The sequence below is a fragment of the Nocardia sp. NBC_01327 genome, from assembly GCF_035958815.1.
GTDB lineage: Bacteria > Actinomycetota > Actinomycetes > Mycobacteriales > Mycobacteriaceae > Nocardia.
This window is the reverse complement of the sequence record NZ_CP108383.1, coordinates 3,013,970-3,036,505: the sequence shown is the minus strand read 5'-3', so window position 1 is coordinate 3,036,505 and position 22,536 is coordinate 3,013,970. Positions and strand designations below refer to the sequence as shown.

Genomic DNA, 22,536 nt, shown 5'->3' with positions numbered 1-22,536 from the left:
CAACGCACGGCAAGCCCGGATTCCTGATCTCCGGCAGGCTCTTTCGAGACCCGGACCGGAAATCCGGTTCAGCTGATCCGCGCCTGAGCGGCGGCGTCATCGAGGCCCCGGGCCGGGGCGCGATCGGCCGGGGCGGCCGCCCGGGCCACCAGATAGTGCATGCGCAACCCGCCCACCAGGACGCAGACATCGATCAGCTCGCGATCGGTGAGGTATTCCGCTGCGGCGGTCCAGGTTTCATCGGTCGCGAAGCACTCCTCGTGCAGTTCGTAGACGAGTGATCCGAGCGCGGCCAGGCGCGGAATCGACTCCTGCGGCAGCGGCCGAGAGTCCATCAGCTGCGCGACGGCGGCCACCGCGAAATCCCGATCGACCGGGTCGAGCACACCGAATCGGGGTGCATGCCGCGCGAACAGCCGCAGCGCCTTCGCCAGCCGCGGGTGCCGCCGTAGAGCCTGGGTCACCGAGGCGTCCTCGGGCGCCCAGGAGGCGGTGCGGACCCGGGCGGCTCGGGGGCGGCGCAATCCCGGCGGCCACTGCGCGCCCACCTCCGGAATCGGTTCGCCCCGCACGAATCGTCCTACCGCACCGGGCATTCGGAAGCCGACGCTGCCGAAGGTCATGGCCACTGTCTCGTACAGCGTGCTGATCGCGGCGATCTCCATGAGCTGCCGCTCGGAGAGATGCCGCTCGGCCTCGGCCCGGGTCTCGGGCGTAATACCCAGGGTGTGCCGCAGATCGTCGACCACCCGGAGCAGGGCGGCCTCGCGCGGCCGCCACGCCGCATCCTCGGGGCCGCGCTGAATCGCCTGCTGCGCATCGCGTCCGCCCCGCAGCAGGCGGGTGACGGGCACATGCGCGGCGTACGGGAAGTAGCCGCCGACATTCCAGGTGGTACGCAGAATGACCAGTTCACGGTCGATGCCGCGGAGTGAATCACGGTGCAGCAGACCGCTGTATCCGGCCAGCGCGACCAGGGCCAGCGGTATCGGCTGCCGAATCAGGCTGCCGAGATTGCCCAGGGTCGCCGATCTCGCGGGCACGCCGGGCACGGGAGCGACCCGGCGGCCCGAGGGCACTCGCCATCGATTGCCCACGATGCGTAGCGGTTTCGCGATCTCACCGGTGTTTTCGATTGCCATGACTCCCCCCGTCTGCCCCTGCGTGCGGCGTGATTACCGCGAGTCTAAATCGTCTCAGACAGACCTTGTTTCGATTCTAGGGGATTACTGCCGAACGAAAGCACCATGGCCCGCCCGGCAGTTCGCCGGACGGGCCATGGGGATGTCTCTTCGGGACGCGCTCAGGCCGTGCGCGGCCGCATACCCAGCCCGGCGGCCGTCAGGCAGGCCACCGCCACCGCGACGACGAACCACGGGAACACCGTGGTCAGACCCCAGGTGGTCGCCGCCCAGCCCGCGACCACGGTCGGCAGTGCCATGGCCGAATAGGCGAGCAGGTAGTACGCCGACATGGTCTCGCCCCGCTTGTGGTGCGGCACAACGCTGGACAGATGCCGCAGCGAACCGCCGAAGCCGAGACCGAAGGTGCCGCCGAGCAGGAATCCGGCCGCCAGCACCAGCACCCAGTTATGGGTGTTCAGCGCCGGAATGGTCAGCAGCAGTGCGACCGCCATGCCGATATCGCCGATGATCGCCGCGCGGCGAGCGGGGATTCCACCCGCGAAGTACTGCGCTCCGGCGCCGGCGAGGGCCGTCGAGGCCACCACCGCACCACCGAAGACCAGATTGTGAATGCCGGTCTTGGCCGAGGCCAGTGAGGGATACAGCGACAGCAGCACGCCGAGCACCGACCAGGCCGCCATCACACCGAGTGCGGAGAACCAGAAGTCGCTGCGAATCTCGGCGGGCACGGCCGGCCGGGCGATGGTGATACGCCCCGCGATACGCGCGGTGTGCGGCTCACGCAGGGCGAGCACGCCCGTGCCGATGGCCAAGCAGGCCACCGTGATCACCACGTACGGCGTGCGCAGCGGATACGGCGCGTACTGCGCGAGCAGCGCCGAACCCAGAATCGCCACTGCCATCCCGACATTGAAGGCCACCCCGGTCAGCTGTCCGGAGCGTGCGCCCGCGGTGGGCCGCATATCCAGCAGCGCCGCCGCGCCTGCCACCACGGTCGCGCCGACCGCGAAGCCGTGCAGCGCCCGCGCCACCAGCAGCATGGCCACATTGTCCGCGAACAGGAAGACCACCAGGCCGATGATCATGAGGGCGAATGCGCCCAGCAGCACCGGCTTCCGGCCCACCACATCGGAGATGCGGCCGGACACGAGCACCGCGACCAGGGCGGCGACGGCATAGACGGCGAAGACGAATGTCGTAGTGAGCGGCGAGAAATGCCACGCCTGCTGATACATGCCATAGAGCGGCGCGGGCGCGCCCGATACCCCGAGCGCTACCCCGCCGGCGGCAAGTATGAGCGCGTAGGCCCAGGTCTGGCTGCCCTGCTCCACTGGAGCCGCAACCGTCGCTGTCGCTGCCATCACACCCTCCATCAGGTAAGTTCGATTACTATCGAACCTGACCATACGCCTGGTTCGATGATCGTCAAACCAGTTCCCGAGTGAGGTATTTCATGCCCGACACTTACGACACGCCCGCGGTGGCCCCGATAGCACCGCTGCCGGCCGTCCTCGTCGCGCTGCAGGACCCGGTCCGTCTCGAAATGGTGCGCCGGCTGGGCAATGCCAACGAGCCGCTGCGCTGCACCGCGCTCTACGACGCGATCAGCAAGTCGACCGCCGCCCACCACTTCAAGATCCTGCGCCTGGCCGGACTCACCGAACGCCTCACCATCGACGGCCAGACCTGTCAGCGCTTGCGCCTGGCCGAGGTCGACGCGGAACTGCCCGGACTGCTGGACGCGGTCCTGAGCGCGGCGAACCGCCTGTCCGACTGACCTCGGGCGACATGGTGCGATAGCGTTTACGAATGCGCATTCGTGCCGCGACGATCGACGATCTCCATATCCTGCAGGACATCGAGGACGCGACCGGCGAACCGTTCCGGGAACTGGGCATGATCGAGGTCGCCGATGACGACCCACCCGCGATCGAGGTCCTCGAGGAGCATCGGCGCGACGGCCGGGCCTGGGTCGCCGTCGACGACAGCGACACCCCGATCGCCTACCTCATCAGCGAAGAGGTCGACGATACCGAGCACATCGGCCAGGTCTCGGTGCATCCGAACGCCGCACGCCGTCGCATCGGGGCCATGCTCATCGACACCGCCGCCGAACACGCCCGCGCCGTGGGCCTGTCCGCCCTCACCCTCACCACCTTCACCGAAGTCCCTTGGAACGCACCGTATTACGCGCGCATCGGCTTCCACGAGGTGGAAGAGGACGAGCTCACCCCCGGCCTGCGCAAGATCCGCGCCAACGAGGCCGAACTGGGCTTGAATCGCTGGCCGCGCATTGTGATGCGCCGGGAGCTGTAGCCGGGTCGATCGGATCAGCGGAGGATGCCGGCCCGGGTGGCCTCGCCGATCCAGGCGGGGAATTCCGAGAGCAGGCGGTCGTAGAGTTCCGGATCGGTGATCTGGTCCATATCGTCGACGGCGAAGAAGCCGACATTGTCGACGCGGCGGCCCGCCATGGTGTCGAGGCGTTCTAGGACGCCGTAGCCGGAACGGGTGCCGAGGCCGACGAACTGCCAGAAGATGGGTTCCTCGACGGCGGCGCGGAGTTCCTGCTCGATCTCGTTGTTCTTGTAGACGCCGCCGTCGGAGAAGAAGAGCACCAGGGTGGGCACGGGCAGCGGTGTGGCGCGGATATAGGAGCGGACCTCGGCGATCACCTTCTGCTCCTCGTTCTGGATGCCGACGGTGCGCATATCGATCTGGCCGGGCCGCAGATCACGGGGCGGTTTGCGATTGCCGAACAGGGAGAGCTTGCCGCAGCGCACATGCAGCGAAATCCATTGCGGCATATCGGCGATAACCAGATCCGGCAGGCGGGCCGGGGTGCTGGCGAAGGTCCAGGCCTGCATATCGCCATTGTCGTCCAGCTGCGCGGCGACCGCGGCCATGCGCTCCACCACGCGATGCACCAGCTGCTTGTCATAGAGCGGGGTCATGGAGCCGGAGGCGTCCAGCACCAGCACGACACGTGCTGTGAGGCCGGAGATTCCGCGCTTGGCGAGACTGACCGCCACCTGCTCCTTGCGCAGCGACAGGCGCTTACGCATATCGACGGGCAGGCGCTCCTCACCCTTGGTCAGCCGGATACCGGGCTGCGCGACAGCGGACGGGAGGGGCGCAGCGGGCGCCGAGAAGGGCCGGGCGGCGGGTGCGGCATACGCGGGCGGCGGCAGGGGCGCAGCGGGCGGCGGCAGATTCGGCGGCGCGGTCGCGATGACCTGCGGTGCGGGCTCCTTCTCGACCGTGATGCCGAAATCCGTTGCCAGCCCGGCCAATCCACTGGACCAGCCCTGGCCCACCGCCCGGAACTTCCAGGCCCCGGCGCGGCGATACAGTTCCCCGCACCACATGGCCGTCTCCGGGCCCGCCGCGATATCGAAGTGCGCGATCTCCGCATCGCTCGCGGCATCGATCAGGCGCAGCTGCAATCCGGGCACCTGCCCGAAGGTTCCGCCGTCGGCGGAGGCACAGACCGCGATGCGTTCGATATCCCCCTCGACCGCAGTCAGATTCACCTCCAGCGCATCGAAGTCGCCGCGCTTGCCCAGATGCCGCACCGCGCCACCGGGATGCTGCGGCTGGTTGTAGAAGACGAAATCCACATCCGAGCGCACCCGCCCCGCCGCGGTCAGCAGGAGCGCCGACGCGTCGACCCCGGGCACCCCCGGTCCGCCCGCCCAGGCCAGCACGGCGCGAACAGCATTGGCAGCGACCGGCACATTGGACCCTTTGCTGAGATTCGTCACGCGCACCAGTGTGCCCGCCGCACAGCAATCGCAACACCGAGCGGAAGATTGCGCATAGGCGGGGCCGGTTCCCGCGCGTAGGCTGCAGAGATGACAATCGCGGACAATTCGATTGTCAGCGTTCGTGATCGCATCGTGGTACTCGCCTACGACCAGGTCACCCGCCACGGCGTGCGGGCCCTCGACGTCCATGTCATCGCGGCCGGCGCCGGAATCACGTATCCCGAACTGCAACAGCTCTTTCCGACCACTGCCGACCTGATCACCGCGGTCATGCAGCGCCGGGAACGGCTGTGGACGTTCGGGCTCATCGAAGAACAATCCCGGCGCCGGGGCAGCACACCGGAACAGCAGCTACTGGCGATCTTCGACGTCTTCGACGAATGGTTCGCCGACGATGATTTCGACGCCTGCACCTTCATCAATGTGCTGCTCGAAATGGGCGCGGACCATCCCCTGGGCCGGGCGGGCGCCGAACACCTGCAACGCATCCGCGATATAGTCCGCCACCGCGCCGAACGTGCGGGCCTGACCGATGTCGACGATTTCGCCCGCAGTTTGCACATCCTCATGAAGGGCGCGATCATCGCCGCCGCCGAGGGCGATCTGCTCGCCGCCCGCCGCGCGAAAAAAATGGCCCGCATGCTCCTCGAAGCGCACCGCCCGACCGCCGACGGCCATCCCGCCTGAACCACCAGCCCAGCCTCCCCGCGCCCCCGCCAGCCCGAGTCGACGGCACAGCGGTTCGCCAGCAGCACAGCCCTTCTCCCACTCGCACAGCACTCACACGAACTGCGCGGCACCGACACCAGCTGCGCGGCGCGAAGATGAGCGCGATCCGCCGACCGCACAGCACGGCACAGCGGTTCGCCAGCGGCACAGCCCTTATCCGAGTCGCACAGCACTTACACAAGCTGCGCGGCACCGACACAAGCTGCGCGGCGCGAAGATGAGGGCGTTCGCCGACGGCACAGCGCTCCTCCGAACCGCACAGCACTTACCCCAGCTGCGCGGCGCGGACAGGAGCTGCGCGGCGCGGAGATGAGGGCGTTCGCCGACGGCACAGCGCTCCTCCGAACCGCACAGCGCTTATACGAGCTGCGGGGTCGGAGAAGGGCTGTGCGACAGGTCAGTCGACGAGGCGGCGGACGACGGCGGGGAGGTCGCGGGTGCGGCGGTAGGGGCCTGCTACCGAGGCGCCGATGGGGCGCGAGAGCAGGGTGGCCGCTATGCGGGAGACCTCGTCGGTGGTGACCTCGTCGATGCGGGCGAGGGTTTCGGAGACGCTGCGGTGGTTGCCGTAGCTGAGTTCACTGCGGCCGATGCGGTTCATGCGGGAGCCGGAATCCTCCAGGCCCAGCACCAGACCGCCGCGCAGCGAGCCCTTGGCGCGGGCGCACTCGGCATCGGTAATGCCGTCCGCCGCAACCTCTTCCAGCACACCGCGGGCGAGACTCGCCACCTGGCCCAGGTTTTCGGGCTGGCAGCCGATGTACACCGAGAAGGCGCCGGTATCGGCGAAGGTGTCGACGCTGGAGTACACCGAGTACGCCAGACCGCGTTCCTCCCGAATCCGCTGGAACAGACGGGAACTGAGGCCACCGCCGAGCACGGTATTGAGGATCGACAGCGGCCAGCGCTTGTCGCCCTCGTGCCGGCCGAAGGCGCGGGTACCGAAGACCAGGTGCGCCTGCTCGCTGTCCCGGTGGATGCGAATCAACTCGGGACTGGTGCGCGGGCGGAATTTGCCCTCGCGTCGCGGTGCGGGTTCGCGGACCGGATCGAGCCGGCCCGCGAAAGCGCGGTGCACCAGTTCGACGGTGTGCTCGTGCTCGATATTGCCGGCCACCGCGACCACCATCTGGTCGGGCCGATAGCGCCGCTGATGGAAACCACGCAGCTGCGGGGCCTGCATGCTCTCGATGCTCTCGATACTGCCGATCACCGGACGGCCGATGGGATGGTCACCGAAGAGCGCGGTCAGGAAGGCGTCGCCGACCATATCCTCGGGATCGTCATCGCGCATGCAGATCTCTTCGAGCACCACCTGCCGCTCGACGGCGACATCCTCGGCGCGGCACAGCCCGTTGAGCACGACGTCCGACACCAGATCCACCGCCATGGGCAGATCCTCGTCGATGACGTGCGCGTAGTAGCAGGTCTGCTCCTTGGCGGTGAACGCGTTCAGTTCGCCGCCGACAGCATCCATGGCCTGCGCGATATCCAGCGCCGAGCGGGTGGGCGTGGCCTTGAAGAGCAGATGCTCGAGGAAGTGCGCGGCTCCGGCGACCGTCGAGCCCTCATCGCGCGAGCCGACGCCGACCCATACGCCGATGGAGGCGCTGCGCACACCGGGCACATGCTCGGTGACGATGCGTAGCCCGCCGGGCAGCACGGTTTTGCGCACACCGGTATCGGCGTACGGCGCTTCGGACGTGGAGAGAACCAGTGCAGAACTCTTACCCGACAGTGGAGTGTCCTTCTTCCGACCCATCATTCCCAACCCGAAGTGCAACGTTTCAGCTGTGTTCACGCAGCTGCATTCATTCCAGAAAGCTGACGGCCCCTCGCTCCGTCTTCCGGAGCAAGGGGCCACCGCACTTTACGTCAGACCTGTGACAATTACTCGGCCGCTACGGTTTCGGCGACGGGGGCTTCCGCGTTCTCGGCGGACTCCTCCTCGACCGGAACCAGCGAGATCTTGCCGCGGTTGTCGATATCGGCGATCTCGACGCGGATCTTGTCGCCGACGTTGACCACGTCCTCGACCTTCGCGACCCGCTTGCCGTTGCCCAGCTTCGAGATGTGGACCAGGCCGTCACGGCCCGGCAGCAGCGAGACGAACGCACCGAAGGCGGTGGTCTTGACGACCGTGCCCAGGAAGCGCTCGCCGACCTTCGGCAGCTGCGGGTTCGCGATGGCATTGATCAGATCGATCGCCGCCTGCGCCGCAGGGCCGTTGGTCGCACCGACGTAGACGGTGCCGTCATCTTCGATCGAGATGTTGGCGCCGGTTTCCTCGGTGATCTGGTTGATGACCTTGCCCTTGGGCCCGATCACCTCGCCGATCTTGTCCACCGGGATCTTGATGGCGGTGACGCGCGGTGCGTACGGGCTCATGTCGTCCGGGGTGTTGATGGCCTCGGCCATGACATCCAGGATGGTCATGCGGGCGTCGCGCGCCTGGTTCAGCGCACCGGCCAGCACCTGCGACGGAATACCGTCGAGCTTGGTGTCCAGCTGCAGCGCGGTGACGAACTCCGGGGTACCGGCGACCTTGAAGTCCATATCGCCGAAGGCATCCTCGGCGCCGAGGATATCGGTCAGCGCGACGTAGCGGACCTCGTCCTCGCCCTTGGCGTTCTTGATGGTGTCGGACACCAGGCCCATGGCGATACCGGCGACGGGGGCCTTGAGCGGCACACCGGCGTTCAGCAGCGACAGGGTCGAGGCGCAGACCGAGCCCATCGAGGTGGAACCGTTGGAGGACAACGCTTCCGACACCTGACGAATGGCGTACGGGAACTCTTCCTGCGACGGCAGCACCGGCATGAGGGCGCGCTCGGCGAGGGCGCCGTGGCCGATCTCGCGGCGCTTGGGCGAACCGACGCGGCCGGTCTCACCGGTGGAGTACGGCGGGAAGTTGTAGTGGTGCATGTAGCGCTTGGAGGTCTCCGGCCCGAGGGAGTCGACCTGCTGCGCCATCTTCACCATATCGAGGGTGGTGACACCCAGGATCTGGGTCTCGCCGCGCTCGAACAGCGCCGAGCCGTGGGCGCGCGGGACAACCGCGACCTCGGCCGAGAGGGCGCGGATATCGGCCAGACCGCGACCGTCGATGCGGAAGCTGTCGGTCAGAATGCGCTGGCGCACAAGCTTCTTGGTGACCGAACGGAAGGCCGCGCCGATCTCCTTCTCGCGGCCGACGAAGTCCTCGGCCAGCGCCGAGAGCACGTCGAGCTTGATCTCGTCGATCTTCTCTTCGCGCTCCTGCTTGGCGGCGATGGACATCGCGTTGTTCAGCGGAGTCTTCGCGGTGCCCTCGACGGCGGTGTACACATCCGGCTGGTAGGCCGGGAAGACCGGGAACTCACCGGTGGGCTTGGCGGCCAGCGCCGCCAGGTCCGCCTGCGCCTTGCAGAGGCGGGCGATGAACGGCTTGGCGGCCTCGAGGCCCTGTGCCACAACGGTTTCCGTCGGAGCGGTGCCACCGTCGGCGATCAGCGACAGCACGTGGGTCGGGGCCTCGGCCTCGACCATCATGATGGCGACGTCGCCCTCGACCACGCGGCCGGCGACGACCATGTCGAACACGGCGCCTTCCAGCTGCTCCACGGTCGGGAACGCGACCCACTGGTCACCGATCAGCGCGACGCGCACGCCGCCGACCGGACCCGAGAAGGGCAGGCCCGCAATCTGAGTGGAGGCGGAGGCCGCATTGATGGCGACCACGTCGTACAGATCCTTGGGATCGAGCGACATGACCGTCACGACGACCTGGATCTCGTTGCGCAGGCCGTCCACGAAGGACGGGCGCAGCGGCCGGTCGATCAGGCGGCAGGTCAGGATCGCGTCGGTGGAGGGGCGGCCCTCACGACGGAAGAACGAGCCGGGGATGCGACCCGCGGCGTACATGCGCTCTTCGACGTCCACCGTCAGCGGGAAGAAGTCGAACTGCTCTTTGGGGTGCTTACCGGCGGTGGTCGCCGACAGCAGCATGGTCTCGTCGTCCAGGTAGGCGACGACGGCGCCGGCGGCCTGCTTGGCCAGCCGGCCGGTCTCGAAACGGATGGTGCGGGTGCCGTAGCTGCCGTTGTCGATCAGGGCGACGGACTCGAATACGCCGGGCTCGACCTCGGCGGCGGAACTGGTCACTGTTTCGGTCATTCTCTTCTCTCAACCTCTCGTCTTCGCCGGATGCCAGCGCTTCTTCCCCGTATGGGACGGCAGCGCGATCCGACTGTTTTGTCCCCTTGACAGGGGCAAGCTGTACCCGGCACGGGCGCGCGGCAGCCCTCCTGGCTATCGCGCGCACACCCGGCCATCTCCCCGTGGAAACGGCTACGCAGAGGCGGTCATCGATCGAAGCCCTCCGGCAGCGCGGTGTTTCTACCTCTTGCTGCGCCCCGAAAAGCCACTACCGAAGACCGACGCCACGGATCAGGTGCATACGGCTCGTGTTGACGTGCATACGGCAGCGTTCACCGGATGCACGAAAGGCCAACGAGGAGATTCTATGCCTCCCCGTCGGCCGGTTCGTCAACTGCCTACGGCAGTCGTGTTGTGTCGCGTCACGCCGCGGCACGGTATCGCAAAGACTAGCGACGCAGGCCCAGACGCTCGATCAGCGAACGGTAGCGCGCGATGTCGTTGGCCTGCAGGTACTTCGAGAGCCGGCGACGGCGACCGATCAGCGCAAGCAGACCGTGGCGCGTGTGGTGGTCGTGCTTGTGCACCTTGAGGTGCTCGGTGAGATCGGAAATCCGCTTGGACAGCATCGCGATCTGGGCTTCCGGAGAACCGGTGTCCGTCGGGTGCAGGCCGTACTCGGCCAGGATGGCCTTCTTCTGCTCGGTGGTCAACGCCACGAATTCACTCCTGATTTTCCAGTCCGCGCTCGGAATCCCGGGACGAAAGCCGAAACCGGCCCGGTTGGGCGCTGCCGCAGACCACAGCAAACCCGACGGATCAGGTTACCGGACCGGTGACCTGGACCGTTAATCGCCCCTGGCGGTTGCCGCCGGGACGTGCTATTCGGCGACGGCTCCGGCCGCGCTCAGCACCTTGCGGGTCTGCTCGACATCGCGGCCGATGGCCTCGACCAACTCCTCGATGGACTCGAATTTGCGCATGCCGCGCAGCTGTTCGACGAAATCCACCGCGACATGCTTCTCGTACAGGTCACCGTCGAAGTCGAGGATATGCGGCTCGACCGTGCGGGTGCGGCCGTCGAAGGTGGGATTGGTGCCGACCGAGATGGCCGCCATGCGCCGCTCCCCCGGTGCGTCCAGCACGCTGAACCAGCCGGCGTACACACCGTCCGCGGGAATCGCGCCGTGCATGGTCGGGGCCACATTGGCGGTCGGGAAGCCGAGCCCCTTACCGCGACCGTCGCCGTGCACGACCACGCCTTCGACGCGATGCGGACGGCCGAGCGCCTCGGCGGCGGCCGCGACGTCACCCTCGGAGAGGCAGGCGCGAATATAGGTCGAGGAGAAGGTCACGGCATGTTCGCCGAGCAGTTGGACGCCGTCCACATCGAACCCGAAGCGGGTGCCGAGCTCGCGCATGGTGTCAACCGTGCCTGCCGCCTGTTTACCGAAGGTGAAGTTGTCGCCGACCACCACTTCGGAGACGTGCAGCTTGTCCACGAGCAGCTGTTCGACGTATTGCTCGGGCGTCAGCTTCATGAAATCTTTGGTGAACGGCATGACCAGGAAGACATCGATACCGAGCTCTTCGACCAGCTCCGCACGGCGGTGCAGGGTGGACAGCTGCGGCGGATGCGAGCCGGGCCGCACCACATCCACCGGATGCGGATCGAAAGTCATGAGGACCGACGGAACACCCCGCACCGCAGCGGATTTCACCGCACGGCTGATGAGCTGGGCGTGGCCGCGGTGCACGCCGTCGAACACCCCGATCGTGAGCACACACCGGCCCCATTCCGCGGGCATCTCATCGAGACTTCGCCATCTCTGCACACCGGAAGCCTACGCAAAGCGCGTCACAGACAGTATTCGGCGGTGCGGATCTTCACAGGAGGAAGCATGGTAGTCACCCGTAGTTCACCTCGGTCTACCAGCAGGCGCGCCGATGTGTGAAACCCGCGCGGCTGTGCCTAAGCTCGAGTACGTGCCTGGAAAACGAGACATCGCCACCCGTCGCGAGCTGGCCGATCCGTCCGAACCCACCGGTACCCTCACCGCCGTCGCGACCAGCGTTGCTCCCGTCCTGTCCTCCGTCGCACAGGACTATCTGAAGGTGATCTGGACCGCGCAGGAATGGTCGCCGGAGAAGGTGTCGACCAAGCTGCTCGCCGAACGCATCGGCGTGTCCGCGTCCACGGTCTCCGAGGCGGTCCGCAAGCTCGCCGATCAGGGCCTGGTCGAACATGCGCGCTACGGCGCCATCACCCTCACCGAGGACGGCCGCCGCGCCGCCATCGCCATGGTGCGCCGGCACCGGCTCATCGAGACCTTCCTGGTCAATGAGCTCGGCTACGGCTGGGACGAGGTGCACGACGAGGCGGAGGTGCTCGAGCACGCCGTCTCCGAAACGCTCATGGCGCGTATCGACGCCAAACTCGGCTATCCGGACCGGGATCCGCACGGTGACCCGATTCCCTCGGTGGACGGTGCGGTGCCGACGCCGCCCGCGCGGCAGCTCAGCGATTTCGGCGATGGCGAAATCGGGCGGGTGGCACGCATTTCCGACTCCGATCCCGCCATGCTGCGGTACTTCGATTCGCTCGGCATCGCCCTCGACACCCCGATCACGGTGGTGGAGCGGCGCGATTTCGCGGGCACCATCGCGGTGCGGATCGAGGACCGCACCATCGATCTCGGCAGCATTGCCGCCGAGGCCATCTGGCTGACCCACGAAAACTGAGGGCTCGCAGCGTCAGACCAGTCGGTGGCCGCCGTCGATATGGAGCACGGTGCCGGTGATGAAGGGGTTGCGCAGGAGCGAAAGTGCTGCCTGCGCAATGTCTTCCGGGCGGCCGAGGCGGCCTGCGGGGAGGCGGTCGGCCATGGCGCGCAGGCGGTCGGCCTTGTCGTCCCAGGGCATGTTGTCCCAGACCCCGGTTTCGACCCAGCCGGGCGAGAGGACATTCACGCGGGTCGGGGCGAGTTCGATGGCGAGCGCGCGGGCCAGGCCCTCCAGGGCGGCATTCACCGCGGCGACCATGGCCCCGCCCGCGGCCGGGCGGTAGGCGGCGATGCCGGAGGTGAAGGTGAGGGAGCCGCCGGGTGTGAGGCGGGCGTGCTTGGCCAGCAGCATGGAGCCGATCAGTTTAGTCTCGAGGAAACCGCGGCCGTTCCCGAAATCGAAAGTGCTTACGGGCCCGTAGGCTCCGCGCAGATCGGCGGCGGTGGTGATCACGTGATCGACCGTGCCGACGGTGTCGAAGAGACGGCGGACCTGATCCTCATCGCTGACGTCCGCGGCGATGGCCTCGAGCTTGCCGTCGCCGAGTTCGCGGACCGCGTCGGCGAGTCGTTCGGCCGAGCGCCCGACGATGGTCACCTCGCTGCCCGCGGCCAGCAGTGCGTCCGCAATCGCCTGTCCCATACCGGAACCGCCGCCGATCACCACGGAGCGGCCGATCTGATTGTCGAATCCCTTGTGTGTCATGCCTTTCAGCACACCCGCGGCGGCGGTGCACGTCCATGTCGCGGTACCGAAGCCGGATGAGCCGCCGACTAACGGGGCTGCTGCCGCTGCTGCGCGGCGGCGCAGATGCGAGCCGTGCCATAGCGATTCCGCCGACTGGCGATGCGGGCACGGCAGACCTCACCCGAGGGTGCGTGGTAGCCGGTGCGGGCGGTCAGGGCGACAGCCGGGATCCGGTGGCGAGCACCTCGGCGACGGCCCGCAGAGCGGAGTTGCGTGCGGCGGGGCGCCAGGCGGCGACGTAGCTGATGACCAGCGGGTGCGGATGCAGTGGGCGCCAGGCCAATCCGGGTGCGGTGGCGGTGCGCGAGGAGCCCAGGCCGATGGCGGCGGGGCGCAGCGGCAGCAGCGAGAGCATTTGGGCGTGGCTCATGGCGCTCTCGCTGAGGGCGACGGCCGCACCCCGCTCGCGCAGCTGCGCGAGCAGCGAATCATGCAGTTCGGGAGCGGAATCGCGGGCGAACATGATCAGTTCCTGACCGCGCAGATGCACCGGCTCGATGGTGGTGCGATCGGCGAGCGGATGTTCGCGGGACATGACGATGCCCAGCTCCTCCACCGCAATGGCGGTGCTGGTGAGGTGTTCGGGCAGGCGTACCGGCATGCGCAGCACCGCGAGATCCACATCCTCGCGATCGAGCAGACGCACCTGGTCGACGGTGGGCCCGCCGGTCAGCACCACGCGCGCGCCGGGTTGCCGGGCCTTCAGCAGCGATTCGATGCGCGCGGGCAGCCAGCTCGGCGCACCGTTCACCACACCGAGCCGGAAGACGGCGCATTCGGGATTGGCGACCATGCGCGTCTCGCGCAGCGCGATCTCCGCCGCCTCCAGCACCGTGCGCGAGTTCTTCAGCAAAACCTCACCGGCAGCGGTCAATTCGACACCCTGCGACCCGCGAATGAGCAGCGGCCCGCCGATCTCGCGCTCGATGGCCCGAATCTGCTGACTGAGCGTCGGCGCGGAGATGAACAGCCGCTCCGCGGCCCGGCGGAAATGCAATTCCTCCGCTACCGCCACGAAATACCGCAACTGCCGTAATTCGACCACCCCAGCACTCTAGGCCGCCCGGGTATCGATCCGGGTGCGAGCAGTCAGGGGAGGTTCGCGGGGCGGATCACCAGGACCGACGCGGCGCGCTTGCCGCTCTCCTTCAGGAGGGCGATGGCGCGGCCGGAGGAATCCACCGCGGCGTAGACGCCCGGCAGACCGGCGGGTTCGAGCCAGCGGCCGTTGCGGAGGTCTTCGGCCTGGGTGTCGTCGATATCGCGGATCGGGAAGGCCGCGCGCACCGCCTCGTCGATATCCAGGCTCAGCAGGGGGTCGCCCGCCTCCGCCGCGGCGGCCAGGGTCGCGAGGGTGCGTGCGTGTTCGAGGGTGAAGGGGCCTACGCGGGTGCGGCGCAGGGCGGTGAGATGTCCACCGACACCGAGCTTTTCGCCGAGATCACGGGCCAGGGCACGGATGTAGGTGCCGGAGGTGCAGTCGACCTCGACGTCGAGATCGACGAATTGCGCTGTGCCGGTGTCGATATCGCGGCGCTCGAGAATCTCGAAGCGACTCACGGTGACGGGGCGGGCGGCCAGCTGGACGTCCTCCCCGGCGCGGGCGCGGGCGTAGGCGCGCTCACCATTGATCTTGATGGCGCTGACGGTGGCCGGGACCTGCTGGATATCGCCGGTCAATTCGGCTACGCCGGCGGCGATCTCGGCATCGGTGAGGTGCGCGGCGGAGGTGGTCGCGGTGACCTCGCCCTCGGCGTCATCGGTAATGGTGGACTGCCCCAGGCGAATCGTCGCCGTGTACGCTTTGGTGGTCAGGATCAGCTGGCCGAGAATCTTGGTGGCCCGCTCCACGCCCAGCACCAGTACACCGGTCGCCATGGGGTCGAGGGTGCCCGCATGCCCGACCTTCTTGGTGCGCAACAGCCCTCGGCTCTTGGCGACCACATCGTGACTGGTCCAGCCGCCGTCCTTATCGACGATCAGCAGCCCGCCGAGCGCATCGACAACGGGTGTCCTCTTCTCGCCCATCAGGCCTCCACGATCGCGGTCAGAATGAGTCCGTCGGTGATCGCCCAGCGACCGTCGAAGCTGTGCAGCGGGTCGCCGCCGTCGGTGGTGTGCCCCGGAATCAGCAGACGCGTATGGAAGGTGCCCGCACCGGTGCCCGCGGACTCCTCGTCCACGGTGAAGGTGATGTGCGCGTCCTCGAAACCGAGCCAGCGGCCGGTCAGGGGGAACCACGCCTTGTAGGTCGCCTCCTTGGCGCAGAACAGCAGTCGGTCCAGATGCAGGCCGGTGCCGGGCAGAACCGTTGCGAGCCAATCCCTTTCGGGCGGCAGGCTCACCGAGTCGAGCACACCGTCGGGCAGTGCCGCATGCGGTTCGGCATCGATGCCGATGGAACGGAAACGCAATCTGTGGCCGAGCGCCGCCGCCCGATAGCCGTCGCAGTGCGTGAGGCTGCCGACAATGCCGCGCGGAAGCAGCGGTTCGCCGGTGCCGCCCTTGCCGATGGCCACCGCGGGCTCACCGAGCTGGGCCAGTGCCTGCCGGGCGCAGTACCGCGCGCCGATGAAATCGCGCCGCCGCTTCTCCACGGCCCGCGCGATCAGATGCTCCTCGGCGGGGTGCGGCTTCAGCCCCTCCGGGTACGCCAGCAGTTCGGCCGAGGCGACGCCGAGGGGGAGGATGCTCCCGAGAATGCGCGCCGACTCCGTCGTCCCTGCTACCGACTCCGCCGCCGCGACTGCCCGCTCTTCGATGACCGCCTCCTGATCGCACCGCCACTTGCCCGAACGAGCCTACCGGCCGGGCGGGAGCGCGCGACGGGCCGTGTCAGCCGCCGCCGTCGCTGGGCCCCGGCCTATCGGCAGGGACACGCACGACAGGCGGTGTGACCGCGACAGAGGATCACGTAATAGGCGGTGGCATCCAGGCGCGGGGCGAACAGGCGAGTACGTCCGAGCCGGGCTCATTCGAAGCGCACGGTGGCAATCATGGTGCGGGCCAGGGCTTCCGGGTCCTGATCGAAGGCGAGTGCCGAATTCTCCAGCGCGCCTTCGCGCCACAGCACCGCGAAGCCGTGCACGATGGACCAGGCGGCGAGCTGGGTGGCCAGCTGTCCGCGCTCGGAGTGGTCCGGCTGTTCGGCGGCGACCCCCGAGCGCAGGGCCGCGCCGGATCTGTTGCGCGCCTGGGCCAATTGCGGATCGTCGCCGCGCAGCAGATCGCGGCGGAACATCACATCGAAGTGGCCCGGATGCCGCAGCGCGAACCGTATGTACGCGATCGCGGCCGCGTGGAAATCCGTGCCGGCCGCGTTCATCTCCACCGTCAGCAGTTCGAAGCCCTCAATGGCCAGTGCGGTGAGCAGGCCCGCGCGATCACCGAAGTGATGCGCGGGCGCGGCATGGGAGACCTCGGCGCGCCGGGCCAGGCCGCGCAGGGAGACGGCGTCGACACCGTCGGTCGCGATCTGCTCGGCGGCCGCCGCCAGGATGGTGGCCCGCAGATCTCCGTGGTGGTAGCCGGTTTTCGCCATGGGCCCATCATGGACCGCAATCTAGTCATTGACAAGTTCCCCCGCTCGGACTTAATCTAGCCACTGTCAAGATTGATCGAAACACAGGAGATCCGATGGCCCCGCTGGTTGTACTCGCCGTCGTGACCGGACTCACCCGACTCATCGGGTGGCTCACCGGTTATGCCTGGCTCGATTCCTGGCCGCACACCACGGCCCTGGGACTGGCCGCCATGTTCGCCATGACCGCCGGCGCGCACTTCGTGCAGCCGAAGCGCAGCGAGCTGATCGCCATGGTCCCGCCGCAGTTCCCGAACGCCGGGGCCATGGTGACCCTCACCGGTGTCCTGGAGGCGGCGGGTGCGGTGGGACTGCTGCTCCCGCCGTTCCCCCGCATCGCCGCCGTCTGCCTGTTCCTGCTGCTGCTCATCATGTTCCCGGCGAATGTGCGTGCCGCGAAACAGGATGCGGGAGTCAAGACCATGCCGCTTCCGCTGCGGACCGTGGTGCAGGCGATCTTCCTCGGCGCGTGCGCCATAGTCGCGGTGGGCTGAGAGGTTATGCCAGCCCGCGCCGCTTCTGCGCCTGCTCCTGCATCTTCAGACCGGCTTCCCGCATCTCGGGGGTGATCTTGAAATGCCCGCCCCACTCATTGAGCGTGTCACCGTAATCGGGCACGGGCAGGATCTGCCGCAGCAATTGGTCGGGCAGACCGCGCCGCTGCCACTCCCGGGGATAACCGAGCGAGACCTCTTCGAAGCGCACCCCGTCATGGAAGGTGGTGCGCGGAATGTGCAGATGCCCGTAGACCGAGCACACCACGTTGTAGCTGGTGTGCCAGTCGGCGGTGAGGTCGGTGCCGCACCAGAGCGCGAACTCGGGGTACCAGAGCATGTCGGTGATCTCCCGCAGCAGCGGGAAATGATTGATCAGCACCACCGGGGTGTCCGCGGGCAGCGCGTCCAGGCGGCGCTGGGTGTACTTCACGCGGGCGTGGCACCAGGCGTCGCGGGTCAGGTACGGCTCCGAGGAGAGCAGGAATTCGTCGGTGGCCACCACATTGCGCTCCCGGGCCAGGGCCAGGCCCTCGGCCTTGGTGGTGGTGCCCTTCGGCAGCCAGGAGTAGTCGTAGAGCAGGAACATCGGGACCAGGGTCACCGCGCCGCCGTACGCCTCCGCGCCCGCGCCCTCCCACACCGGGAACGGATCCTCCGGCGTGACCACATCCAGATCACGGCAGATCGACACCAGGTAGTCGTAACGCCCGGCCCCGTGCATCTGTACGGGATCCTTTGCCGTGGTCCACAATTCGTGATTGCCCGGCACCCAGATCACCTTGGCGAACTGGCGGCGCAGGGTTTCCAGCGCCCAGCGGAAATCGTCGGTCTTCTCCCCCACATCACCGGCGAGGATCAGCCAGTCCTCGGGTGAATCCGCCCGGATCGCCTCGACCACGGGTTTATTGCCCTGATGCCCGACATGGATGTCGCTCACCGCCATCAGTTTCGGAATCACCCAGCTCCGCCTCTCTGCTCGAACCAACCCTCGCAGCAACGATGGCGGCCGCCACCAGATTCCCATGCGCCCGCGCGCAGACCGTCGCTCACCCCCTGCTCCAGGTCAGCGGAGGGTGAAGGACCTCAGCGATCCAGCCGAATCCGGGCGGCGGGTGCGAAGCCCGCGGCGACCGTCAGCGCTCCGGTGGGTTCCCGCCGGCAGGAGGCGACCCCGAGATGGCAGGGGCGCAGGAGATCAGTGGGAAGTTTTGCACCGCCGTCGATCTCATAGCGGGTGTTGGTGACCTTCCATTTGCGGTCGGCCCGCGCATCGTCCGGGTCGACCGGCGGTGCGTCGGCGCGCGCGACCACCATGACCTCGGTGATGCCGGTGGGCCATTCGAAGAGTAGGAGCCCGGCTCGTTCGGCCAGGTCGCGGACGGCAGGCATACCGCCGGGTGTGGGATCTTCGTCGGGGGCTGCGGGAGTGGCCTCCTGCGGCCGGGCCTGCCCGTCCGAGCGGGTCACCTCCGAGGCGCGGCCCGAGACCGAGGCGACAACGCCGTACACGGGCACCGGACCGGCCATTGCCGCACCGTCCTCGAGCGCGGTGCCCCGCGTGCGGCCGACCACCCGCCAGGAACCATCCGGTTGTAAACGGGTGACGCGGTATTCGCTCTGCTCCGTGGTGGACGGCGACCAGGCGATCACCACCGTGCCATCGGGTTTGCGATTCGCCGTCACCTGACCGGGTGCGTCGACCGGCAGCATCGACAGCGCCGCGGTGGTGTCGGCGTGATCGGCGCAGATATCGAAAATCGCACGCAGTGCACGCATTCGGGCGGCGACCGGGGCGGCCGGTGCCGCCGCGAACAACCGATCGGCCTCGGCGAGCGCGGTCCGCGCCTGCGCCGTCAGCTCCTCCAGACTCGGTCCGCCGCTCTCCGGATTGGGCACATCGGCGGCCGCGCGCTGCAGATACTCGAGATGATCGAGCGCCTCCACATATCGCCTGCCCGCACATCCGACGCGCGCACCACGCCAGCGCACCAGCGCCTCGGCAAGCACCCGCTCCACCAGTTCGGCAATCGGCCGCACCGAGGTCGCCCCGAGGCTGTCGTCCCCGACACTCCGCTGCGCCTGCGCCACATTGGAAGCCGCCGCACGCGGATGCCCCGCCCGCAGCGCCGCCCGAGCCGCCTTCAGCGGCTCCTCCCACGGCCGGACCGGCGCCTGCGCGCCCCCGGACGTGCGGCGGTAACCGGAGGCCGCGCCATGGTCCGGCGAATCGGTCCCGCCCCGGCCCTCGTCAGCGCCCGAACCCGCATATGCCGCACCGGAACTCGTCCGCGAAGACCCGGTATTGGCCCCCGAGTTCCCAGCGCCGGTCCGGGACTGTGCCGTATCCGCCGATTCCGCGCTCCCCGTACCGGCCTCGGCTCGCCCGGCCACCGGGTTTGCCCCGGCGCCGGTCGCCTGCGACGTCGTGCCGGAGGACGGCCTGGTGCGGGTGTACGAGATAGGCGGCGGCTGCGCGCCGTCCACGGTGGTGCCGAGTTCGTCTGCGAGGGCGAGGATTACGCGTTCGGCGGCGGGGCGGTCGAGTCCTGCGGCGATGGCTTCGCCGATCAGGTAGTCGTGATCACCCTCTACCAGGCGGTCTTCGACGAGCACCGCCGCGCGGACCTTGGGACGCAACAGATCGGTGACGTCGTCGATGATGGCCTGCAGGTAGGCGTCCATGGCGCTGCCGCCGGGTTCGAGCAGGTCGCTGACGTGTACGAGCAACTCGTCCAGCACCACGCGTACCCGGCCGGGCGGCAGTTCGCGGGTGCGGGCGCGCAAAGCCTCTGCGCGCAAACGGATTTCGGAGGTCTGCCGGGCCTTGGTGAAATCCAGGCCGAGCAGAGCCAGCAGGGTGGGCACCGGATCGCCGGGCAGCAGGCGGTCGTATTCGGCGAGCAGCTTCCGAATCTGCTGCCGCCGTTGCACACTCACCCCGGCGGGCGCGGAGTCCGGGGCGGCGGCCTCGTCGAGGATACGATGCCGCCGCAGCCGAGCCTGCACCTCGGCGGGATCGAGACCGCTCAGCTTGCCGATATCCTCCAGCCCGGGAATCTTGCCGGGCGGAATTGCGCCGTGCCGCTGCACAAGTCGTTCGATGGCGGAGTCGAGCATTTCGTAGCGCTCGGAATCCCGGCGCGCCCGCAGGTGTTTGACCCGTTCGGCCTCGATCCGGCGCATTCCCGCATCGAGCAGCGGGGCGGACAGCTGCGCGTGCTCATCGACGAGCAGTCCGGCCAGCACCCGGTACTTGGGATGGTCGCGCTGCTTCTGCCAGAAGCCCCACACCTCCTCGATGCGCGCCCGCACCTCGTCATCACCGAGCCGGGGCGCCTCGTCGAGCGGAATGTCGTACAGCTCGAACGCATCCGAGTGGTCGATGCCGCCGCGGCGTTCCACGGCCGCGAGCACTCGTTTGCGGTAATCGTTCGGATCGAAGGCGTGCATGGATACCGCGCTCACACCGCGCGGCGGCGGGTGCGCTGCAGCTGATCCAGCTCACGCGCCACATCCGCCTGGGACAGCGTCGCGCCGGTCTGCACCGAAAGGGCAAGCGGCATACGGGCATCCACGTGATAGGCCGTCACGTGCAGGACGCCGTCGAAACCCATCTCGAAGGTGACCTGCACTTCGCTGCCCGCCGGATAACCCGCCGGAATATCCCGAATGCGCCCCTCCACCAGTACTTTCGTATCCTCGGGGCGGGTCGAGGCGGCCTGCCCCTGCTGTTCGACGATGGTCAGTTCGATCTGATCCTGATCGGCGCGCACCGTGCCGTAGGAGCGGCGCACCCGAATGGGCAGGGTCTGATTGCGATGCACCAGCCAGCTGGCCGCCAGCCCGTTGTAGGTATCGAGCGCCAGCACCCCGAAACCGCGCGAGACCACGGTATCCACCTGGATTTCGAGCATGCGCCGCACCAGCGACACCGGCTGCCCGAAGGAGGCGGCGACCCGATCGAGCGACTGCTCGAGGTCGCGGGGATCGGCATCGTAGAGATCCGCGCCATCACGCAGGCGGCCGCGAGTCACCAGATCCGCGATGACCAGCCGCTCCATTTCCAGCTTCTCGCCGTAGAGGGCGGCGCCGCGCGCGACCGACAGATCCGGATCACGCAGCTCGCCCGTCAGGCCCAGTTCCCGCTGCAGTTCCCGCGCCACCATGGGCATCCGGGAGGAACCGCCGACCAGCAGCACCCGATCCACCCGCTGCACGCCGCGCTGCTCGGCCGCGGCCAGGCACGCCTTGGTGAGGTCGATGGTGCGCCGCAGCAGCGAGGCCGTCATGGCCTCCATCTCGCCGCGGGTCAGGGTGATCACCGCGCGCACACCGTCATGCGTGATCACCACATCGGTGCTCTCGGACTCTCCGAGTTCGCGCTTGGCGCGCTCGGCGGCGAGCACCAGCATCTGCGATCCGGCCGAATCGTCCAGCGGGTCTTCGGCATCCGGATTGGCTTCGCAGAACTGCTGCGAGAGATGCAGGGCGATCCGCTCGTCCCAGTCCGCCCCGCCCAGCTGATGATCGCCCTCGACGGCGAGCACCGAGATGCGCCGATCGGACAGCTCGATGACGGTGGCGTCGAAGGTGCCGCCGCCCAGGTCGTAGACGAGCACGGTCTCGCGCAGGCCACCGCCCTTGCCGATATCGATACTGCCGTCCAGCCGCCCGAACCCGTAGGACAGGGCCGCGGCAATGGGCTCGGAAAGCACGCCCGCCACATCGAATCCGGCATAGGTCCCGGCCTGGATGGTGGCCCGGCGCTCCTCGTCGCCGAAGTACGCGGGCACGGTGATCACCACCCGCTGCACGGTCCCGCCGCCGCCGAATTCGGCATCGGCCGCGAGGCTCTTCAGGATCAGGGAGGAGACCGCGGGCGCGGACCAGCGCTGCCCGTGCGCCATGAACCGCCAGTCCGCATCGCCCATGCGCCGCTTCACGAGTGTGCACACATGCTCGGGGTCCAGCCGGGATTGGCGGCGCGCGCCCTCGCCCACCACATGATCGGCCGCCGAGGCGAACAGCACCACCGACGGCACAGTCTGCTCACCGTTCATACCGATCAAAATCTCCGGGCGCCCGTCCGCGTCGATGCGCGCGATGGCCGAATTCGTTGTGCCCAGGTCGATGCCGAAGACCCCCATGGT

20 protein-coding genes are annotated in these 22,536 nt (G+C 68.2%); 5 read left to right on the top strand and 15 right to left on the bottom strand.

Translation table 11 applies throughout. The annotated features are described in order from the left end of the window. Positions 1–68: 68 nt before the first annotated feature. Together OG326_RS13395 and OG326_RS13390 are read right to left on the bottom strand one after the other, a co-directional pair. Complete coding sequence (locus OG326_RS13395; protein WP_327144955.1) at positions 69–1,142, bottom strand: carboxymuconolactone decarboxylase family protein; 1,074 nt, start codon at positions 1,140–1,142, stop codon at positions 69–71. A gap of 161 nt (positions 1,143–1,303) precedes the next feature. Next, positions 1,304–2,506, bottom strand: a complete 1,203-nt coding sequence (locus tag OG326_RS13390; protein ID WP_327144954.1) for an MFS transporter — start codon at positions 2,504–2,506, stop codon at positions 1,304–1,306. 92 nt (positions 2,507–2,598) lie between these two features. Between OG326_RS13390 and OG326_RS13385 the strand changes: the two genes are divergently transcribed. Beyond that, positions 2,599–2,922, top strand: coding sequence for an ArsR/SmtB family transcription factor (locus OG326_RS13385; protein ID WP_327144953.1), 324 nt, complete (start codon positions 2,599–2,601; stop codon positions 2,920–2,922). Between the two features lie 32 nt (positions 2,923–2,954). Beyond that, complete coding sequence (locus tag OG326_RS13380; RefSeq protein WP_327144952.1) at positions 2,955–3,461, top strand: GNAT family N-acetyltransferase; 507 nt, start codon at positions 2,955–2,957, stop codon at positions 3,459–3,461. Between the two features lie 14 nt (positions 3,462–3,475). On the opposite strand, the gene OG326_RS13375 is transcribed toward OG326_RS13380, so the two are convergent. Further along, a complete protein-coding gene (locus OG326_RS13375; RefSeq protein WP_327144951.1) occupies positions 3,476–4,909 on the bottom strand; it encodes a VWA domain-containing protein in 1,434 nt (477 codons plus the stop codon). Positions 4,910–4,999: 90 nt separating this feature from the next. On the opposite strand from OG326_RS13375, the gene OG326_RS13370 reads away from it, so the two are divergent. After that, the gene (locus tag OG326_RS13370) at positions 5,000–5,599 is read left to right on the top strand and encodes a TetR/AcrR family transcriptional regulator (protein WP_327144950.1); all 600 of its coding nucleotides are present in this window, start codon (positions 5,000–5,002) and stop codon (positions 5,597–5,599) included. Between the two features lie 439 nt (positions 5,600–6,038). Here OG326_RS13370 and OG326_RS13365 read toward each other — a convergent pair whose 3' ends face one another. The 4 genes from OG326_RS13365 to OG326_RS13350 all read right to left on the bottom strand — a co-directional run bounded on the left by OG326_RS13365 (position 6,039) and on the right by OG326_RS13350 (position 11,613). Continuing rightward, complete coding sequence (locus OG326_RS13365; RefSeq protein ID WP_442790956.1) at positions 6,039–7,403, bottom strand: M16 family metallopeptidase; 1,365 nt, start codon at positions 7,401–7,403, stop codon at positions 6,039–6,041. A 128-nt stretch (positions 7,404–7,531) separates the two neighbouring features. Next, on the bottom strand, positions 7,532–9,796 hold the full coding sequence (locus OG326_RS13360; protein WP_327144949.1) for a polyribonucleotide nucleotidyltransferase: 2,265 nt from the start codon (positions 9,794–9,796) through the stop codon (positions 7,532–7,534). 431 nt (positions 9,797–10,227) lie between these two features. Next, complete coding sequence (gene rpsO / locus OG326_RS13355) at positions 10,228–10,497, bottom strand: 30S ribosomal protein S15 (RefSeq protein WP_067529397.1); 270 nt, start codon at positions 10,495–10,497, stop codon at positions 10,228–10,230. Positions 10,498–10,659: 162 nt separating this feature from the next. After that, positions 10,660–11,613, bottom strand: a complete 954-nt coding sequence (locus OG326_RS13350) for a bifunctional riboflavin kinase/FAD synthetase (protein WP_327144948.1) — start codon at positions 11,611–11,613, stop codon at positions 10,660–10,662. A gap of 133 nt (positions 11,614–11,746) precedes the next feature. Between OG326_RS13350 and OG326_RS13345 the strand changes: the two genes are divergently transcribed. After that, on the top strand, positions 11,747–12,520 hold the full coding sequence (locus tag OG326_RS13345; protein WP_442790955.1) for a metal-dependent transcriptional regulator: 774 nt from the start codon (positions 11,747–11,749) through the stop codon (positions 12,518–12,520). Between the two features lie 12 nt (positions 12,521–12,532). Here the strand turns inward: OG326_RS13345 and OG326_RS13340 are convergent, their stop codons facing one another. From OG326_RS13340 to OG326_RS13320, 5 genes are all read right to left on the bottom strand, one after another. Then, a complete protein-coding gene (locus OG326_RS13340; RefSeq protein ID WP_327144946.1) occupies positions 12,533–13,267 on the bottom strand; it encodes an SDR family oxidoreductase in 735 nt (244 codons plus the stop codon). Positions 13,268–13,460: 193 nt separating this feature from the next. Beyond that, a complete protein-coding gene (locus OG326_RS13335) occupies positions 13,461–14,354 on the bottom strand; it encodes a LysR family transcriptional regulator (RefSeq protein ID WP_327144945.1) in 894 nt (297 codons plus the stop codon). Positions 14,355–14,398: 44 nt separating this feature from the next. Continuing rightward, the gene (truB, locus tag OG326_RS13330) at positions 14,399–15,337 is read right to left on the bottom strand and encodes a tRNA pseudouridine(55) synthase TruB (protein WP_327144944.1); all 939 of its coding nucleotides are present in this window, start codon (positions 15,335–15,337) and stop codon (positions 14,399–14,401) included. Next, positions 15,337–16,011, bottom strand: coding sequence for a 4'-phosphopantetheinyl transferase Npt (gene npt / locus OG326_RS13325; RefSeq protein WP_327146470.1), 675 nt, complete (start codon positions 16,009–16,011; stop codon positions 15,337–15,339). The genes truB and npt overlap by 1 nt, the downstream gene beginning before the upstream one ends. Before the next feature lie 269 nt (positions 16,012–16,280). After that, on the bottom strand, positions 16,281–16,850 hold the full coding sequence (locus tag OG326_RS13320; RefSeq protein ID WP_327144943.1) for a TetR/AcrR family transcriptional regulator: 570 nt from the start codon (positions 16,848–16,850) through the stop codon (positions 16,281–16,283). 95 nt (positions 16,851–16,945) lie between these two features. Here OG326_RS13320 and OG326_RS13315 point away from each other — a divergent pair, with 95 nt between their 5' ends. Beyond that, on the top strand, positions 16,946–17,383 hold the full coding sequence (locus OG326_RS13315) for a DoxX family protein (RefSeq protein ID WP_327144942.1): 438 nt from the start codon (positions 16,946–16,948) through the stop codon (positions 17,381–17,383). Between the two features lie 4 nt (positions 17,384–17,387). Here OG326_RS13315 and OG326_RS13310 read toward each other — a convergent pair whose 3' ends face one another. The 3 genes from OG326_RS13310 to OG326_RS13300 all read right to left on the bottom strand — a co-directional run bounded on the left by OG326_RS13310 (position 17,388) and on the right by OG326_RS13300 (position 22,533). Next, complete coding sequence (locus OG326_RS13310) at positions 17,388–18,329, bottom strand: metallophosphoesterase family protein (RefSeq protein ID WP_441342927.1); 942 nt, start codon at positions 18,327–18,329, stop codon at positions 17,388–17,390. A 140-nt stretch (positions 18,330–18,469) separates the two neighbouring features. Then, on the bottom strand, positions 18,470–20,851 hold the full coding sequence (locus OG326_RS13305) for an Ig-like domain repeat protein (protein WP_327144941.1): 2,382 nt from the start codon (positions 20,849–20,851) through the stop codon (positions 18,470–18,472). Beyond that, on the bottom strand, positions 20,848–22,533 hold the full coding sequence (locus OG326_RS13300; protein ID WP_327146469.1) for an Hsp70 family protein: 1,686 nt from the start codon (positions 22,531–22,533) through the stop codon (positions 20,848–20,850). The genes OG326_RS13305 and OG326_RS13300 overlap by 4 nt, the downstream gene beginning before the upstream one ends. Positions 22,534–22,536: the final 3 nt, after the last annotated feature.